We start from the raw sequence: 18,416 nt of genomic DNA, 5'->3' as shown, positions 1-18,416 counted from the left end.
TGACGCTGTCTTTTTTATTTGGTACATATACAGTTTTTAAGTTAGCTTCATATCTTTTTCATTATAAAAACCATCTTCTTTTTCCATTTCCTTTTGTAATTTCGTAAAGGAACGGTACATGGCAATTCTCCATGACACAATCATCGCGAACGCCAGTAAGAAGAACATGCCACTAAGTTGTCCTAAATCAAGAGATTGGCTTAAGTATGTTTTAAATACAATCCGCACGACAAGTAATCCAATTAATATAAAAACAAAGGCTTTTGAACGCTTCAAATAAATCTCTTGTCCTCTAATTTCAAATTTAGATGTTTTAATAAGAAAAATAGAGAAAAACAAACCGACGCCAATTGCTTCTAACATTTCCGCTGGAGTTAATCGAAATTCAGGAAAAACATACATCAATGCTCCCGTGCTCATAAAAAATGGCGGAAGTATAATTTTTTTCAATGTTGCAGGTTTCTTAGCTGCTTTTAAACGAATAAACATCGCACCGACAGCCATACAAACAGCAACGATACTTGATAAAAGAACTATGTTCATATTTTCTCATCCTTTTTTGTGGCTATATGCAAAATATACTTTCATTATATGCTTTTCCGTTAGTATTTCCAACATTTTCGCAGAATAATACTAAAAACCGGTAAAACCACCAAATAAACTTGAGAAATATACGATAATTTTCGTCATCCAGTTAAAGTATAGGAAGACCCCCATAACAATCATAATATATCCTCCGACTTTCATGAAGGCCATACTATTTCTTTTAATCCAAGACATTTTCGTAATAAAGAATGACAGTACGAAAAACGGGATAGCAAATCCAAGTATGTAAGCAATCATGTAAATCATTGCTGATTCTGGGTTTGTTGCTGCTAATCCAATTACGGACACTAGAATTGGTCCGGTACATGGCGTCCACCCTGCTGCAAAGGCTAATCCAATTAGTACTGATCCAAAATAGCCACTTGGACGATTTTTAAATGTAAATTTACGGTCTTGCATTAAAAATTTCGGCTTAAACACCCCGACAATAATTAAGCCGAACACGATGATAAATATACCACCTAACTGTCTGATTAAATCTTTATAGTCAGTAAAGATTCCTCCAATAAAACTTGTACCAAATCCAATTGCAATAAATATAATTGAAAATCCAAGTAAGAAAAACGCTGTATGTATCATACTTCTTTTGCGAAGCATTGCATTTTCTTCTTTCAATTCAGAAACCGACATACCTGTTATGTACGATAAAAATGCCGGATAAAGCGGTAAGCAACATGGGGAAATAAATGATAAGAACCCGGCGCCAAACGCTAAAAAAATACTAATATCTTGCATCATTCCACTCCTCTCCCTAAATATTGTAACAAAAACACATAAAAATACTATGAACAATTCGTGAAATCACTTTTACAACGTGGCAATAAGAAAAACCGTACTTCCTCACAGTTTCTAATAAAACGTTTTCATTTCCTTCTATTATATAGAAAAAACTCAAATGGATTATGAAAACTTCTTTAATTGTCATTACCATAACAAAGGTAACATAGTTTCTCAAATAATTAGCACGTTACTAGTACGTCTATATACATATTGGTTTAAAAAATATTTTTTTCAAATGCTGGCTCTATACAATGCAAAGTTGATTTTATAATACTTCTACTATTAATAATTTCAAGATTATGCATAAATATCATACTTTTATTATTATTCTATAAAATGTCATACTTTTCTTTCATTTGACCCTTTATTTCTAATTTTGTATACTTCCCTCTAGTTATATATTTTCGATACGGAACAACTTCATATAGATGGGAGGAATTTTTCATGCTTCGTTATTCTCTTTTAGTTTTATTAGGAGCGTGTAGTTATGGAATTTTAGCTATTTTTGTTAAGCTTGCATATGCAGAAGGATTTTCACTTGGAGAGGTAATTGGCAGCCAATATTTGTTCGGTTGGATTATTTTGCTTGCTATTACACTTCTATTTTCTAGACATCGCGTTCCTTTAAAGCAAGCATTACTTTTATTCGTTGCAGGAACATCTGCAAGTTTTACCGGAATTTTTTATTATGCTTCATTAAAAACTGTACCAGCTTCTATTGCAATTATTCTTTTATTCCAATTTGTTTGGGTCGGAATTATCATTGAAGCAGTCGCAACAAAAACATTACCTTCAAGAGAAAAAGTTATTTCTGTTATTTTCTTACTTGTAGGGACATTTTTATCAAGTGGTTTACTTGAACAATCAGCAGGTGCTTTCGATACGACTGGGATCATTTTAGGTTTATTATCTGCTGTTACATTCGCAACATACATTTTCGTGAGCGGAAAAGTTGCTGTTGAAGTACCTTCATTACCGCGCGGTGTTCTCTTAATGACTGGTGCTTTAACTTTAGTCATGATTGTATTCCCACCAACATTTATTTTTAATGGTGCCATTTCTCAAGGTCTTTGGAAATACGGTTTAGGATTAGGAACATTTAGTATCGTAATTCCATCTATTGCCTTTACAATCGGTATTCCAAAAATCGGTTCTGGCTTAGCAACTATTCTTGGTGCAGCGGAACTACCAGTTACAACAATTATGTCCGTATTCGTTTTAAAAGAGGCTGTACTATCTTCACAATGGTTCGGTGTATCACTTATTTTAATCGGGATTGCAATCCCGCAAATTGCATACGCAATGCGTGGACGTTATCGTAAACATCATACGCATAAAAAAGTCGCAGCATAAAGCGAAACTTTAATTAGTTGAACCAATCGGACTGCCCATTAATACGGGATAAACGAGAGAGGATTTTCATTTGAGAATCCTCTCTTTTATTGTTGTATACTTATGATAAATATTTTGCTGAAGAAAGAAGGCATACTACATGGTATCTATTTCAAATCAACTAAAAGAAAAACTTATTTCCATCCGTCGACATTTACATGAGTATCCAGAACTATCATATGAAGAGTTCGAAACAACAAAAGCAATAAAAAATTGGTTAGAAGAAAAAAACATTACTATCATTGACTCCAATTTAGAAACAGGAATTATCGCTGAAGTGTCTGGTAATAAAAACGGGCCAATTGTAGCAGTTCGTGCTGATATTGATGCCCTTCCTATTCAAGAAGAAACACATTTGTCCTATGCATCTAAAGTACGAGGAAAAATGCATGCTTGTGGACACGATTTTCATACAGCTGCCATTTTAGGTACTGCTTTCTTATTAAAAGAAAGAGAATCTTCCCTAAATGGAACGGTTCGCTTCATATTCCAACCAGCTGAAGAAAGTAGTAATGGCGCTTGCAAAGTTATTGATGCTGGACATTTACGTAATGTGCAAGCGATTTTCGGCATGCATAATAAACCTGATTTACCAGTAGGTACAATTGGCATTAAAGATGGTCCACTGATGGCTGGAGTTGATCGATTTGAAATTGAAATTCACGGAGTTGGTACACACGCGGCTGTACCAGATGCTGGCGTAGATCCTATTGTCGCATCCTCTCAAATTGTGATGGCACTGCAAACAATTGTAAGCCGAAATATAAGTTCATCTCATAATGCGGTTGTTAGTGTTACAAATATTCACGCAGGAAATACGTGGAACGTAATTCCTGAAAAAGCTACGTTAGAAGGAACGATTCGCACGTTCCAAGCTGAAACACGTGAAAAGATTCCAGCACTCATGGAGCGTATTATTAAAGGTGTATCTGATGCATTAGGTGTAAAAACGAAATTCCGTTTTTATTCAGGTCCTCCTGCTGTTCACAACGATAAAGCTCTTTCAGACTTATCTACTCAAGTTGCCACAAAGATGAATCTTAATATCATCTCGCCTAGTCTATCAATGGCTGGAGAAGATTTCTCATTTTACCAACAGGAAATACCAGGTTCATTCGTCTTTATGGGAACGAGCGGTACACATGAATGGCATCATCCTGCTTTTACAATTAATGAAGAGGCACTGCCTATAAGTGCAGAATACTTTGCTTTACTAGCCGAAAGAGCACTTAAACAATTCTCATAAAAAAAGCCGTTCAAAGTGCATCTCAGCACCCTGAACGGCTTTTCTTATTAAGTTAAATCACGTTTTAAAAACACAGTATATGAAATACATAAAAATACGAACAAATAAAGTAGCAACATACATGATGCAAACGGGAATGTTACTCCATCAATAAAACTTCCGTTCTTTGAAATACTATATAAATCTGTGTTTGCTGGCAATAAATATTTCGCCCAGTTATATCTAGTGGCTGCTAATAACGCAATATTGCCTGATAAAGCAAGGAATAGTGAAATACCAATTGCACCTCCACTAGATCTCGTTAACACAGAAATCATAAATGCAAACGATGCGTACACAACCGTTGGTAACCACGATAAAACATAATATTTACTTGCTTCTACAAAAATGTTTTGTTTTATTATATTTCCATCTTGGAAAATAAACTCACTCCATGCAGGCTGTTGGAATTTATAAATAACAAGTCCACATAAAGCGGAGAAGATCATATTAAATATAAATAATAAAGCTGCAAATATAACGATTGCTAAAAATTTTGCTGTTAAAATTTTAAAGCGACTCGCTGGTCGTATCGTTAAAAATTTATATGTTCCCCAGCTATATTCATTCGCAAAAATTGTACTTGCATACACGAGGATAAATGGGAGCAAAATTGGAAATACGATAAAACCTGTATCTCTCATGAAAGAAAGTGGAGAACTGCTTGCCGGTGCTGTATCCGTATCTAAATGCTTCATCTTAAGCTGGTATTCTTTTACAAGCTCATCCCCTGATTTTTCTGCTAAAATAGCTTCTTTTTTCATGCCAAGCTTTTTCTCAATTTCTACAGTTCGTTCTGTATAATCTACTTTCCATCCTTTTGTTTCCGGTTCAAAATACTTTACCGTAACCCATCCTAATCCGATTATTAATACTGCAATAACTGCAAATGGAATAATCGTTCGCTTCCGCTTAAATATTTTATACAGTTCGTTATATACTAAATTAAACAATATCTTTTCCCCCTGTTAATTCTAAAAATTGCTCTTCTAACGTTTTTCTTTCTTCATATACACGATACACTTGAATATTTTTCTCAAGCAATGTACGAATAACATTTGGGATTTCTTCATCTTTTACATTAATAAGTAATTCATTATCTTTTACTAAAACATCATGCCCTAATATTTCTGCTGCTTTATTCGCATCATCTACACGTATACGGATCGTCTCCATCTCTTCGCTTTGGCTATGCTGAATATTTTGCGTAGCCACATATTCCCCGTGCTGAATAATGATAACTCTGTCACACATTAATTCAACTTCTGAAAGTAAGTGACTTGATACAAGTACAGCTTTTCCTTGTTCATGTGCAATTTTTTTTATGTACATTCTCATTTCATGTATTCCACTAGGGTCTAATCCATTTGTCGGTTCATCTAGTATCAACACGTCTGGATCGTGAATAAGTGCCTGAGCGATTCCTAAACGTTGTCTCATGCCGAGTGAATACGCTTTTACTTTGCGATCAATTACTTGTCCCATCCCTAACAATTTCACTACTTCATCGATACGTTCTTCGGTCACATTACCATTCATTCGTCCGAAATATGTTAAATTTTCATAGCCGCTCAAAAAAGGATAAAATTCAGGTGTCTCAATTACCGCTCCAATTTTCGCAGCTGTTTTTTCGAATTGCTGTTTCACAGATTGACCATCAATCCATACTTCACCTTCTGTCATACGGATCATACCAACCATCATTCTCATTAAAGTCGTTTTTCCAGCACCGTTTGGTCCGAGTAAACCGACAACCTCGCCTTTTTTCACTTCAAAACTAATATTTTGTACAAGTGTCTTTGATCCGATTCGCTTCGTTAACCGATCGACTTTTACAATTGATTGTTCATTTGTCATTCTATACAACCTTTCCTTCCCATTCTTTGTCAGGTCTTTTCACTGTAACATGATTATTTTTATGTGTAAAATGGAAAAAGGCATGATTTCTCATGCCTTTTTCTTGAAATGCAACGAATTTTTATCTTGTAAACTTTGAACAAATCGAAAACATTGCACCATCGATAATAGAAGGATAACAATCATAATTATACTCACTACTACTATTGCATATATTGTAATCGGTGCACTATTTATCCCTTGTATTCCTGCTATTCTTATAAAGATAATCGTAAATAATTTTAAAAATAACATCCCATTAACTAATCCAAAAACAAACGCTGCTCCATAAATGAATAATTGCTCCTGACATAATAAACATAGTACTTCTTTTCTTTTTATATTTTCTGCTACATAAGATGTAAACTCCTCTCTCCTCACTAGCAAAAGGGAGTACATCATTTTATATGTAGTAAAAATACATATGAAAATTAGTACAATAAACAGTGTGTAAAAATACATTTGAAATACAAATGCATCCCCTACTTTCAAAATAGCTCCTTCATTAAATTGTAACGATATCATAAAAAACAAAATCATAATACTCATAGCAATCCACATAAATTGCTTCATCCTTTTGGTAGCAAATGTTCTAATATTTTTTCTCGCTAACCGACATAAAGACATAAAATTCTTCCCCTACCTTATTACATACGCATTCTATACTACTAGTGTATAAAAATATGACATTTTAAACATCGCACTACAATCGGAATTTCTTCTAAGTCTTTAGTCCTAGAAAACGAAATGATAAAAAATCACATTTAGAATATAATTGTAAAAAGGAGGAGATTGCATGCGTATAAAATTACTATCAATCTTGTTTTTATTATTACTCACAAGTTGTAGCAAAATAAAAAACAATGAAGTTGCCATTGTTGAGCCATACAAATTAACAAAAGAGCAAGCTTCTATTTTACAAATGACTCCTTTTCAAGAAGGAAATAGCATGTTTTATAACGTTACGCTTAAAAATGATAAAGATGAAATAAATGCTACAATTGATTATTATAACAATGGTAAAAAAACAAAAGAAATTGCTAATATAGCTACCTCACATTTTTCAAAAAAGAAAGTAAAGCTTTCTTTTTTACCACCACATTTCCAATTCGATAAAGATATACAAGAAAAAAGGCAGTGGTATATGAATATTGAAGGTGCTTCAACGCTTGTTCATGAAGAAGCACCACCAAGCGTAAATAGCTCCGCAACTACTACAATCCAATCTATAAAAAATTTAAAATACAATCAAAAAACAATTTTAGCTGCTGTAATCCAAACAAGTAAAGAAACTGTAAGCGTCCCTACAATTGACGAAGACAAAGGTATTGATTTACTCTTAAAAGAAAATGAACACGTTTATCTATTTAGTATCGAGCTAAAAAAAGAACAATAAAGCGGAAATGCAACTTAAGTTGCATTTCCGCTTTATTGTTTAACAAGGTGTACTTTTATAAATCTGAATTAACTTCATTTTCTGTTACTACTATTACTCATCTTCTACTTCTATTCTTTTCTTCTCTCTTGCAATTTTTAAAAACTCTAGCAACTCTGGATTACTATTCATTTTTTTGTAAGCCACTGACATTTCTGCCACAAAATTAGAATCATATAATTCTTTATATACAACTTCTGTTTTATATAACTTATTTGCCGATACGGGTATTACTGTAATTCCAATCCCTGCCGCTACAAGCCCCATAACTGTTTGATACTCTGTTGCTTCTTGTACAATACGTGGACTAAATCCAACTTCTCTGCAAAGAGATAAAATTGTATCATACAAAGCTGGCCATACTGGTCTCGTAATAAATACAAACGGCTCATCTCGTAAATCTTCTATATGTATTTCATCTTTCTCTGCAAGTGGATGTGCCTTTGGTAAACATAAGGTACAAGATAACCTTTGAATTGGCTCTAATTCTAATAATTGTGTTGGAATTGGTGGACGTAAAAAGCCAATATCAATACGGTTATCATGAAGTGCATGAACTTGATCTGGTGTTGACAATTCATGTAATGCAACAGACACTCTCGGAAATTTCTTTCTATATTCCCTAACAATTGATGGTAAAATATCATATATCGCCGCACCTACAAAACCAATTGAAAGTGATCCTACTTCTCCCCTTTGCGCACTTTGTGCAACTTCTACTGCTTTTTCAATTTGTTCAAACGCTTTTTTTACTTCTTTTAAAAACATTTCTCCTGCTTCTGTTAGTTCAACCTTTCTTTTCGTTCTTGAAAATAATGTAACTCCCATTTCTTTTTCTAATTGCTGTATTTGTTGACTAAGTGGTGGTTGTGTCATTTGTAAACGAGCAGCTGCCCGTCCAAAGTGTAACTCTTCTGCCACAACAACAAAATATTGCAAATGCCGTAATTCCATTTTTGGACACCCTTTTCACTTTCGATTAATATGTCTAATATATTAATAACATATAATTTATATATTAGACAAATATTTTGAATGAACGTATAGTAGAAATTGTTAATTCTTTTTTACAATTTTTATGTAAAAAAAGAAAGAGGTGGTTACTGTATGAAATGGTGGAAGTTAAGCGGACAAATTTTGTTACTATTTTGTTTCGCTTGGACAGGTGAATGGATTGCAAAACAGGCACACCTCCCAGTTCCAGGAAGTATAATCGGTATTTTTTTATTATTAATTTCGTTAAAATTTAACCTAGTTAAGAAAGAATGGATACAGGACGGAGCAGATTTTTTATTAAAAGAACTTATTTTATTTTTCATCCCTTCTGCAGTCGCTGTCATACGTTACAGAGATACACTAACACAATATGGAATCGATCTCATTTTAATTATTATGATTAGCACTCTTTGCGTTACCTTAGTTACAGGACTTTTAACAGAATTGCTACTAAAGCGGAAAGGATCAACTCAATGATCGGATTTCTTTGTTTACTATTAACACTATTCACATATTGGATATCAAAAAAAATGTATCAACGTTGGAATTGGAGTCTACTTTCTCCTCTTCTCGTCTGTCCCATTATTTTAATTGCTTTATTGCTCGGATTAGATACACCTTATGAAACATATGAATCTGGTGGTCACTGGTTAACTGAATTATTAAAGCCCGCAACAGTTGCTTTTGCATGGCCAATCTATAAATATTTTGATTTGTTAAAGAAACATGGAATGGCTATCTTACTTAATGTCATTGTCGGTTCGTTTTTATCAGTCATTACTTCAGCACTACTAGCAAATTATTTTCAAATTGATTCATCACTAGAACATAGTTTAGCGCCACATATCGTAACAACACCAATCGCAATGGCTATTTCAGAAATGATTGGTGGTATGTCACAATTAACTGCTGTATTTGTCGTTTTAACTGCCTTAACAGGAGCATTGCTCGGTCCTTCTCTCATACGCATTTGCCGCATTAAAACAGCAATCGCAAAAGGTATTATGTTAGGAACGAGCGCAAATGGAACCGGTACATCAAAAGCATTCGAAATCGGTCCTGTGGAAGGAACAATTGCAAGTTTATCCATGCTTTTAACAGCAGGCGCTAGTTTAGTTATCGTTCCGCTTTTCTTGTCTTGGATACATTAAAGAAGCAAGTATTTACATACTTGCTTCTTTATCTATATATTGGCACAGCAATTCATAATCCTCTGGAAAAGCTAAACACAATTGTTCAATTTCATGTATCCCTTTCCAAGCAATTTCATGTATTAACTCATCAGGATCTTGGATTTTCATATTACCGCCTATTTGTTTAACAAAATAATAATGGACATACACTGGAACACCGTATGTAATACCCTCTTTTTCATATATTTTATTTACCACTTCCACATTGTAACCTGTTTCTTCCCAAACTTCCCTGATACAACATTCTTCTAGTGTCTCTCCCTTTTCAAGTCCTCCACTTGGGACAGACCATCTTTTTTCTTCTCCCTCTTTGCCCTGCAGTACCATTAAAACTTCATTTCTTTCATTTACACATACCGCTGCACTACCTATCCATCTCTCCATAAACATCCCTCCCCTACTAAAATTCGCCCTCTTTTTTATTTTCCCCTTGAAAAAAAGAGGAAAATAATAAAACAATGACGAAAAATTATATCAACTTCATAGACAATCCTTTTTTAGAAATTAAAACTGGAAGGATGAAAATATGATTTCTAATTATGTTGTGGAATGTGTCTTTTGTGAAGAAAATCGAAAGGCTCGCCAAGCTATTGTCACAGTTCCCGCGACTACTCAGCTACTAGCCATTGAAAAAGTGCGTGCGGAATGCAAACGTCGCTTCGGAAAAACTGTATTATTACAAACAGAAATTAAAGAAAAAATTGTTTTTGAACAAAAAGAAAGCCGACCATAAATTGGTCAGCTTTCTTATCCGATCATATTTTCACATGAAGATTAGGGGCATCCTCTTTAAGGATCGGGATTTTCCCATTATGTACGTTCCATAATGGTCATCGAACAATATATTTCTATGCAATTAACTATTGAATAGAATAGGGCAAAACTTGTTCGCATTTTTAGAAAAGGGATAGGGATATAATTCAAGTAGTACTTCGAATACTCGAACTTTACACTCATAATATTAAAACAAATCCTTTTATATGGGAAATATGAATTACCTACATAATTCATTCGTAAAATATATTAATAGTTTGCTATATTAATTTTATCCCGCTATTTGTAAGCAGTAACCCCCTACTTATTATAATTTCACCTTACTCCATCAATAGCATACATCCAGCTAAAACCGGTGTCATAATCATCGAAAACCTCAAAAGCATTCGCGGTGCATAATTTGTAAACTTCGCGCCAATATATGCCCCTAACATGGTCCCAATTAATACTTGCAATAACAATATATAATCTAAATATCCTTCCGAACTATATCCTAGACCGCCTCCAATTGCAATCGGTAATATAACAAGCATTGTTGTCCCTACAGATTGCTGAATCGTTAATCCCAATAGAACCATTAATCCAAGCTGAATAAACGGTGCAGAACCAATCCCAAATGAACCAGCCATCATTCCAGTAACTAATCCAAGGCATATACATTTCAACAAGTAGTTCATGGAAAACTCTTTATGCTTATATAAAGATGACTGTTCTTTGTTTTGGAACATAATTAATTTAATAAACATAAAAATTGCCGATAAAAATAACATCCCAGCTGTAAACCAATGAAGAAGATGTGCTGGTATAAGTGAACCAAATTTAGAACCAATATAAGAGCCAATTGCGCCAAATCCCCCAACAATCCCGCCTATAATAAGTGCTACATTACCTTCACGGTAATGACTGACAACACCTGATAATGTCGTAAACGCCATTGCAGTTAAAGATGTTGCAAGAGCAACATGAATAGGAATATGAAATACTAAAGTGAGTATCGCGATAATAAACCCAGCTCCTCCAGCTCCAACAAATCCTAATAAAATACCCATTACTAACATTGTTATAATAATTGCCACAGACTTTCCCTCCAGTAACACAATTATCCATCATATTTATCCTTACATACAAATAAAAAGCATCCTAGATGGATGCTTTTTATTTCAATGATATGTACTTAATCTTGATTAATCAAAATAACCGCTGGACCAGCTACTACTACTCCAGCTACTTCTATTTTTTCAAATTCCTTTACTGTAATAGATATAACTCCTTCTCTTTCCATCAATTCTTTACTCAGGACATCAGTCGGGATTGCTTTCACCGTCTTACCTCCTTTTCATTTATACAATATGATAAAGTGAAACTTTCATCAGTGGGGTTTTGGTCCGTACTTATTGATTATTAACCCTCACCAATCGGGCGAATAATCGCCCAATGCATCTATATATATGCATCACCTCCGCTTTCATTCCTTATTCCACTCAAAAACCTTCTCCCCCTTCCTTGACATATTGAAAAATAAAAAAGAAGCTATAACATATAGCTTCCCTCCACGTTTCTTTAATCTTTATGCACCGTATATTCCATGACTTTACCATCTCTATCAAATTGTAAAATAAGCTGTTCGCTATCTATTGGGATAAAGCCACGTTCAGTCCCAAGATAATACAAAGTGATAACTCCTTCTCCCCCACTTCTCGTTTCCGTTGGGGCTCCTAACAATTGTGTAATTTCTTCATTTGATTTCCCTATTAATTTATATTTTTGTAATAGATCATCTACCATATGTACCCGCTTATCTGCATGATTTAACCATCTATTTTGATTAAACTTTGATGTATATTCATTTACACTTAGTTGTACAGTGCACACTATTAATGGTATGAGTGCTACTATTAACCCCCCCAACATTTGCTTCTTTTCTTCATTACGATTTTTAGAAACATATAAAATAGCCCTTTGAATCATGACTAATAAAACAAATGGTATGAATACTACAAAAATGCTCCTTACACTTAAGGGTATATGGACCATATCAATGACGAATATAAATACAATGTACATTACTATATACAAACAAAAATAGACATACAAAATGCCACGTAGCATAGTGTTCAGAAAGATCTCCCCTTTTAACTCACTATATAATTCATCCGGCTAATCATTTCTCGAATCTGTTCTAATTCTTGCACTGTATATACTATTTTTCCTGCTAAGATTTCATTTCTGAAGAACGTTACAATTTGCTCCCGATCTTTTAATCTAGGTGTTTCCTCACTTGAAAGATCTATTATTTCTTTTCCATTTTCATTATAAAAATATACAACTGGTTTTACCTTTTCTTTTATACTATTAGCCTGCATTTCTTTCAAACAATTGTATAAAATTTGAGATAGTTTCTTCGCCTTATATACTGGATTCCCTTCATTTTTCACTTGTATAGTTGCCGAATCTTTACCTACTATATATTCAAATGTCTCTTCTTTTTCAAGTTCTTGTTGATACTTACCCATTTCATCAATCATAAATGAATATATACCAGCATTTTCTTTCGTTAAACCATGAATTAATTTCTCTTCCCATTCTTTCGTCTCAAGTAGATAAATACCAGTTTTGCACAAAATGAGATGATGGATTCGATTATCGTTTATTTCACTATTATTTTTAATAAAAACATTCGGCATGATTTCAATTTCAGCATCTAATATGATGCCTTGCTCTATGAATCCTCGCTTCATATAATGTAATGTTTCGTACGTATTCATTTCAGCGCCGTTTTTAGTATATTCTCGTAAATTTGCAATTAATTTTTGAAACATATGTATTTCGTTATTATGTTTATTTTGTATTTCACCACGTTCTTTACTATGTTGCATAGCTAATTGATTCTTCATCATACGCATATTTTCAATTTCTCTATTTGCACTTACTTGTAAATCATTGTATTTTTTCTGTTCCATATTTTTTAAATTATTTTGTTGTTCTTTATGCTCTATCACCGTAGCTGCAATTTCGTTTTCATACGTTTCAATTGCTTGTTTCTTTTCAAATTCTACTTGCTGACTCTCTGATTCTAACTGTTTATTTTTATAAAACAGCACAAATACTACAGCTAATAATATTAAAACCGCACCTATTAGCACATAATTCATATTTTTACCCCTTTATTTCATTTTCGATTATTTTTTATAAATATATCTATTATAGTATACTATGGTTTCGATATAGACTTTGTAAAAGTTGTATATTTTTAATAAAAGGCACCTCTGACGGGGCACCTTTTATTTTCACTCTATTGTACACCATACTGAATATAACTTGGATCATAGTATATCCATTGATTTGTCCCTAAGCAAAGCCATCCATCTTGCTTACTCCATACTCGATACGATTCACCATGATGTAACTGTCTTATAACATTTCCATTTAATGATGGAGCATCACGCAAATTTACATTATCACCAGTAATAGTCGCCACATAATGTTTATACTGAATATAACTCGGATCATTATATACCCACTGATTTGTCCCTAAACAAAGCCATCCATCTTGTTCTCCCCAAACTTCATATGTTTCGCCACGATTCAATTGGCGAATTACACTAGACTGCAAAGATGGTCCACTTCTCAAATTCACATTATCTCCATTAATTATAGCAACCCCGTACACTGGAGTTGCATTATTAGGCGGGGAAACATTACCTCCACCACTTGCTCCATTCCCTTTTAAAGCTTCTAATGAAACTGCAGCTGATACATCACAATTTCCTACGCCTGAAATTTGTCCAGAATCTGTGTACTGCCACGCTGTCCACGTTGTCCATCCACCAGCATCAGCAGGCGGTGTACTCGAGTATTTAGCAATCCAAAGCGGTATATCACTTAATCCGCTAATTCCGAACTCATTAATATACCAAACTCCTGTATATAACATTACATCTTTTCCAGTAGCCTGTTTCACATAATTTATGAAGCTTCTTGCCCAATTCGATATAGCGTTACCAGTTAAATTACTGTTACTCGGATCTATTGGTGATTCTAAATCCAGAACTGGCATTAAGTCTGTCTGGTTATTTTGTAATATACTCACAAAATATTTTGCCTCTGAAATTGCATCATTTTGTTCTGGGCGTGCAAAATGGTATGCACCAATTAATACATTCGCATTTCGTGCTGCTTGTACATTCTTAGTAAAAGTAGGATCAATGTAGTTTACACCTTCTGTCGCTTTTGCATACGCTGCTGGAATTCCAGATGCCTTCACTGCATTCCAATCAATATTCCCTTCCCAATGAGACACATCAATAAACGTAACATTTGAACTTGATCTGTTTTGCATATAAAATCTCCTATCATTTTTTTACTTCGTATACATACAATATGTACAAGTTTCATAAGAGGACACGACATTTATGCTATAGAAACAAAGAGTAAACATATTTTGTATACAAAATAAAAAAGACCTTGTATTACAAGGCCTTTTGCAAACTCACTTTATTTTGTAGCAAATACATATTATAATACAAACCTTGCTCACTTAATAATTCTTGATGTGTCCCTCTCTCTACTATCTCTCCATCATGCATCACAAAAATTTGATCCGCATCTTGAATTGTAGATAACCTATGCGCAATGGCTATCGTCGTTCTACCTTTTCGCATTTGTTGCAACGCTGTTTGAATAGCCTCTTCTGTTTCTGTATCGATATTAGCTGTTGCTTCATCTAATACTAATACTTTCGGATTCGTTGCTATCGTTCTAGCAAAAGCAATTAATTGTCGTTGACCGCTTGAAAATGCTGCACCTCTTTCTACTACTTCTGTTTCATACTGTTTTGGTAACTTTTCAATAAACGTATTCGCTTGCACAAATCGAGCAGCTTCTTTTACTTCTTCATCCGTAATTTCTTCATTATACATACGAATATTTTGCTTTACATTTCCAGCAAATAAAAATGCATCTTGCAATACGAGTCCTATTTTCTTTCTAATTTCTCGTTCTTCAAATTTTTCTAAATCTACACCGTCTATTACAATATTTCCTGACTTAATATTATAAAATCGCATTAACAAATTCATAATCGTACTTTTTCCGCTACCAGTATGCCCAACAAAAGCAACCGTTTGCCCTTGTTTCACGTGAAATGATACATTTTTTAAAACGTCACGCTTTCCATCATATGAAAAAGTAACATTTTTAAATTCAATATCTCCATCCACGATTTGAGGATTCTCATTGCCTTTTTGAACCGGTGCTAAATCTTTCTCGTCCATTAAATGAAATACACGTGATGACGAAACAAGTGCCTGTTGGAAGAAGGACAATTTCATCATCATCTCATTTACAGGTTGGAAGAAACGATGTATATAGTTAACAAAAGCATATAAAACTCCTACTTCAACAGGGCTCTTTAAAGCATCAATCCCAAATAAACCTAGTACTAACGCAATAGCTACAATATGTACTAAATCCGTAGCTGGTCGTAAAAGTAATGCGTCTAACTTCAAAGTACGTCGCCCTGCACTATAATGTTTATTATTCACTTCTTCAAACTCTTTTCTCATACGTTTTTCTTGTCTGAACACTTGAACAATATTCATTCCTTGTATGGACTCGTTCAACTTTGCATTTAACACGCTTAGTTGATTACGTACTTCTAAATAAAAAGCTGCACTTTTCCGGCGATATAATACCATAATCGCAAACATTATCGGAATTAATACGAGAGAAAATAGCGCTAATTTTACATCTAATAAAAACATCGCTACTAAAATACCTACTAAAAAGACTACATTTTTTACAAATGTTGATAATACACTGACATAAAAATCTTTAATCGCTTCCGTATCATTTGTTATACGCGATACAAGTGTACCAATCGGCGTACGATCAAAGAAACTTAATGACAGCTTTTGAACATGTTCATATACTTCAACTCGCATATCTTGAACAATCTTAAAAGCAATGTTCTGAAAGTACAATAGATTTAAATACGTAAATAGTACTTTTAATAAATGAGCAACTATGTAAATTACAAATAAAGTAACGAGCGCTGATCGTTCAAAATCCCGCGGTACTAGGTGTTCATCGAGGAATTGTTTAATTAAAAAAGGACCCATCATTTCCGTTACTGTCGCACCAACTAAAAAGATAAATGCTAAAGATAGTAACCCTTTATATGGCTTCATATAGGAAAGCAATCTACTTAAATCACTTCGCTTCTTCTCTACCATCATACGCCTCCTTTCTCGACTAAAGCTTCTAATTGCTGGCTTTCATACATTTCCTTATACCAGCCGTTTTCCTTCATTAATTCCTCATGTGTACCTCTTTGTACAATTCTACCTTCATCAACAACAAGAATAAGATTGGCATGCTGAATTGCACTTAATCGGTGTGCAGTAATAATCGTCGTTTTCCCTGCTCTCTCCCTCTTTAAGGCACTTAAAATCGTCTCTTCTGTTTTTGCATCTACCGCTGATAAACAATCATCCAAAATTAAAATTTCAGCATTTGTTAATAAAGCACGAGCAATAGAGATTCGCTGTTTTTGACCACCAGATAACGAAACACCTCTTTCCCCTACTACTGTTTCATATCCTTCTGAAAATTGGAGGATGTCATTATGAATACAAGCAATCTCTGCTGCTTGGGTAATTTCATTATATGTAGCATCCGCCTTTCCAAAGGCAATATTCTCGCCAATACTTGCTGAAAATAAAAAATGATCTTGCGGCACGTATGAAATGGCAGAACGGACACCATGAAGTGTTATATCTCGAATATCTCGCTCCCCAATTTTTAATTCACCATTAAAATGATCATACTCACGGATTAAACATTTTAATAAAGTCGTTTTCCCTGCGCCTGTACGTCCTACAACTCCTAGCGTTTCGCCCTTCTTCAAATCAAAGTGAATATCGTTTAAATGTAACAATTCATTTTTCTTATACGAAAATGAATCAACGGCAAACGAAACATTACCGCTCGCTATTGTATGTACAGCATTTTCGCTATTTACTACATCTGATTTTTGTGAAAGAATTTTTTCTACACGGTCATATGAAGCACGCCCACGCTCCATAATATTGAATAACCATCCAAACGCTAACATTGGCCAAACGAGGGTACCTAAATATGTCGTAAATGTAACGAGATCACCTACTGTTAATTCACCTCTTACAACTAATACCGATCCGTAACATACTGCGATTAAAAAAGAAAATCCAACGATAAGAGAGATTGTCGGATCAAATAACGAATCAATACGTGCAACTAACACATTTTTATGTACAACATCTTCTGATTTTCTTCGAAACGCCTGTAAATCTTCTTTCTCTTGTCCAAGCGAGCGAATCACTTTCATTCCACTCATACTCTCTTGCACTTTATCATTGATTTCCGAAAACGATTGCTGTGCTTTATGAAACCTTTTATGTAATAAAGTTCCATAATAATTTGTCGAAATAGCTACAATCGGCATTGGAATTAAACTTAATAATGTTAACTTCCAACTAATTGTAAAACCCATCGCTACGAGTACACATCCTCCGACAGCTAATGAGTCAACAAGCGTCAAAACACCTGCTCCAGCAGTTTGCTGGATCGCTTGAATATCATTGGTCGCATGTGCCATTAAATCACCTGTCCGATTTGACTGATAGAAAGATGGACTCATCTTTGTAAAATGTTCATACAAATTTTTTCGTAATTGGCGAGCTAATTTTAATGAAGACCCGAAAATCATAATACGCCATATGTAACGTAATATGTACATCGTAATACCTACAATTACTAATAGTACAACCCATTTTAGTAACTTATCGGTCGTCAATGTTCCATCATTAATTTCATCTACAACGATTCCAATTACTTTTGGTGCTACAAGTTCTAAAAGTGCAACGCCAAACAATAAAATAATTCCAGTTATGTACGCTCGTTTTTCTTGTTTAAAAAACCACGCTAAATTCATAAACACTTTCATTTTTTTCCTCCTCCCTTAAAATGAGCGATGTTTTCAGTTTACCAAAAATACAGAATTTTTAAAAGTTTTAAAAAC

21 protein-coding genes are annotated in these 18,416 nt (G+C 34.0%); 6 read left to right on the top strand and 15 right to left on the bottom strand.

Annotated elements, in window-relative coordinates:
* Positions 1-36 precede the first annotated feature (36 nt).
* The 3 genes from ACTFRM_RS07350 to ACTFRM_RS07340 form a co-directional block, all read right to left on the bottom strand.
* On the bottom strand, positions 37-543 hold the full coding sequence (locus ACTFRM_RS07350) for a CcdC family protein (protein ID WP_001028439.1): 507 nt from the start codon (positions 541-543) through the stop codon (positions 37-39).
* A gap of 90 nt (positions 544-633) precedes the next feature.
* Positions 634-1,341, bottom strand: coding sequence for a cytochrome c-type biogenesis protein CcdA (gene ccdA, locus ACTFRM_RS07345; protein ID WP_001152676.1), 708 nt, complete (start codon positions 1,339-1,341; stop codon positions 634-636).
* A gap of 16 nt (positions 1,342-1,357) precedes the next feature.
* Complete coding sequence (locus tag ACTFRM_RS07340) at positions 1,358-1,507, bottom strand: peptidase T (protein WP_071732505.1); 150 nt, start codon at positions 1,505-1,507, stop codon at positions 1,358-1,360.
* 323 nt (positions 1,508-1,830) lie between these two features.
* On the opposite strand from ACTFRM_RS07340, the gene ACTFRM_RS07335 reads away from it, so the two are divergent.
* Complete coding sequence (locus tag ACTFRM_RS07335; RefSeq protein ID WP_000947043.1) at positions 1,831-2,739, top strand: EamA family transporter; 909 nt, start codon at positions 1,831-1,833, stop codon at positions 2,737-2,739.
* A gap of 139 nt (positions 2,740-2,878) precedes the next feature.
* Complete coding sequence (locus tag ACTFRM_RS07330; protein WP_000253674.1) at positions 2,879-4,024, top strand: M20 peptidase aminoacylase family protein; 1,146 nt, start codon at positions 2,879-2,881, stop codon at positions 4,022-4,024.
* A 47-nt stretch (positions 4,025-4,071) separates the two neighbouring features.
* On the opposite strand, the gene ACTFRM_RS07325 is transcribed toward ACTFRM_RS07330, so the two are convergent.
* The 3 genes from ACTFRM_RS07325 to ACTFRM_RS07315 all read right to left on the bottom strand — a co-directional run bounded on the left by ACTFRM_RS07325 (position 4,072) and on the right by ACTFRM_RS07315 (position 6,586).
* The gene (locus ACTFRM_RS07325) at positions 4,072-5,016 is read right to left on the bottom strand and encodes an ABC transporter permease (protein ID WP_000482759.1); all 945 of its coding nucleotides are present in this window, start codon (positions 5,014-5,016) and stop codon (positions 4,072-4,074) included.
* Positions 5,009-5,920 (bottom strand): ABC transporter ATP-binding protein, encoded by a 912-nt coding sequence (locus ACTFRM_RS07320; RefSeq protein ID WP_000180622.1) that lies wholly within the window; start codon positions 5,918-5,920, stop codon positions 5,009-5,011. Before ACTFRM_RS07320 ends, ACTFRM_RS07325 begins: the two co-directional genes overlap by 8 nt.
* 90 nt (positions 5,921-6,010) lie before the next feature.
* Positions 6,011-6,586, bottom strand: a complete 576-nt coding sequence (locus tag ACTFRM_RS07315; protein WP_000050617.1) for an ABC transporter permease — start codon at positions 6,584-6,586, stop codon at positions 6,011-6,013.
* Between the two features lie 169 nt (positions 6,587-6,755).
* Here ACTFRM_RS07315 and ACTFRM_RS07310 point away from each other — a divergent pair, with 169 nt between their 5' ends.
* Positions 6,756-7,355 carry a hypothetical protein gene (locus tag ACTFRM_RS07310; RefSeq protein WP_001220612.1) on the top strand — a complete coding sequence of 200 codons (600 nt, stop codon included), beginning with the start codon at positions 6,756-6,758 and terminating at the stop codon, positions 7,353-7,355.
* 93 nt (positions 7,356-7,448) lie between these two features.
* On the opposite strand, the gene alsR is transcribed toward ACTFRM_RS07310, so the two are convergent.
* Positions 7,449-8,348 (bottom strand): acetoin biosynthesis transcriptional regulator AlsR, encoded by a 900-nt coding sequence (alsR, locus tag ACTFRM_RS07305; RefSeq protein ID WP_000423234.1) that lies wholly within the window; start codon positions 8,346-8,348, stop codon positions 7,449-7,451.
* A 153-nt stretch (positions 8,349-8,501) separates the two neighbouring features.
* Between alsR and ACTFRM_RS07300 the strand changes: the two genes are divergently transcribed.
* Both ACTFRM_RS07300 and ACTFRM_RS07295 read left to right on the top strand, forming a co-directional pair.
* Complete coding sequence (locus ACTFRM_RS07300) at positions 8,502-8,867, top strand: CidA/LrgA family holin-like protein (RefSeq protein WP_000872365.1); 366 nt, start codon at positions 8,502-8,504, stop codon at positions 8,865-8,867.
* The gene (locus tag ACTFRM_RS07295) at positions 8,864-9,541 is read left to right on the top strand and encodes an LrgB family protein (protein WP_000578954.1); all 678 of its coding nucleotides are present in this window, start codon (positions 8,864-8,866) and stop codon (positions 9,539-9,541) included. The genes ACTFRM_RS07300 and ACTFRM_RS07295 overlap by 4 nt, the downstream gene beginning before the upstream one ends.
* 12 nt (positions 9,542-9,553) lie before the next feature.
* Here the strand turns inward: ACTFRM_RS07295 and ACTFRM_RS07290 are convergent, their stop codons facing one another.
* On the bottom strand, positions 9,554-9,967 hold the full coding sequence (locus ACTFRM_RS07290) for an NUDIX hydrolase (protein WP_000442981.1): 414 nt from the start codon (positions 9,965-9,967) through the stop codon (positions 9,554-9,556).
* Positions 9,968-10,109: 142 nt separating this feature from the next.
* Between ACTFRM_RS07290 and ACTFRM_RS07285 the strand changes: the two genes are divergently transcribed.
* Positions 10,110-10,316 carry a DUF3903 domain-containing protein gene (locus tag ACTFRM_RS07285; protein ID WP_000625222.1) on the top strand — a complete coding sequence of 69 codons (207 nt, stop codon included), beginning with the start codon at positions 10,110-10,112 and terminating at the stop codon, positions 10,314-10,316.
* A 361-nt stretch (positions 10,317-10,677) separates the two neighbouring features.
* Here ACTFRM_RS07285 and ACTFRM_RS07280 read toward each other — a convergent pair whose 3' ends face one another.
* The 7 genes from ACTFRM_RS07280 to ACTFRM_RS07250 form a co-directional block, all read right to left on the bottom strand.
* Positions 10,678-11,433 (bottom strand): sulfite exporter TauE/SafE family protein, encoded by a 756-nt coding sequence (locus tag ACTFRM_RS07280; protein WP_000974659.1) that lies wholly within the window; start codon positions 11,431-11,433, stop codon positions 10,678-10,680.
* A gap of 98 nt (positions 11,434-11,531) precedes the next feature.
* Positions 11,532-11,678: a BC1881 family protein gene (locus ACTFRM_RS07275; protein ID WP_000644411.1), complete on the bottom strand. Its 147-nt coding sequence runs from the start codon at positions 11,676-11,678 to the stop codon at positions 11,532-11,534.
* Between the two features lie 239 nt (positions 11,679-11,917).
* Positions 11,918-12,466: a hypothetical protein gene (locus ACTFRM_RS07270; protein ID WP_000943753.1), complete on the bottom strand. Its 549-nt coding sequence runs from the start codon at positions 12,464-12,466 to the stop codon at positions 11,918-11,920.
* A gap of 23 nt (positions 12,467-12,489) precedes the next feature.
* Positions 12,490-13,509: an NERD domain-containing protein gene (locus ACTFRM_RS07265; RefSeq protein ID WP_025689692.1), complete on the bottom strand. Its 1,020-nt coding sequence runs from the start codon at positions 13,507-13,509 to the stop codon at positions 12,490-12,492.
* 140 nt (positions 13,510-13,649) lie between these two features.
* Positions 13,650-14,696: a GH25 family lysozyme gene (locus ACTFRM_RS07260; RefSeq protein WP_001181393.1), complete on the bottom strand. Its 1,047-nt coding sequence runs from the start codon at positions 14,694-14,696 to the stop codon at positions 13,650-13,652.
* Between the two features lie 130 nt (positions 14,697-14,826).
* A complete protein-coding gene (locus ACTFRM_RS07255; protein ID WP_000229520.1) occupies positions 14,827-16,590 on the bottom strand; it encodes an ABC transporter ATP-binding protein in 1,764 nt (587 codons plus the stop codon).
* A complete protein-coding gene (locus ACTFRM_RS07250; protein ID WP_000862455.1) occupies positions 16,590-18,341 on the bottom strand; it encodes an ABC transporter ATP-binding protein in 1,752 nt (583 codons plus the stop codon). Before ACTFRM_RS07250 ends, ACTFRM_RS07255 begins: the two co-directional genes overlap by 1 nt.
* Positions 18,342-18,416: the final 75 nt, after the last annotated feature.

It is taken from the genome of Bacillus cereus group sp. MYBK227-1, from assembly GCF_051916325.1.
GTDB classification, from domain to species: Bacteria; Bacillota; Bacilli; order Bacillales; family Bacillaceae_G; genus Bacillus_A; species Bacillus_A cereus.
The sequence above is the reverse complement of the archived record's forward strand: the minus strand, read 5'-3'. Positions and strand labels throughout refer to the sequence as shown.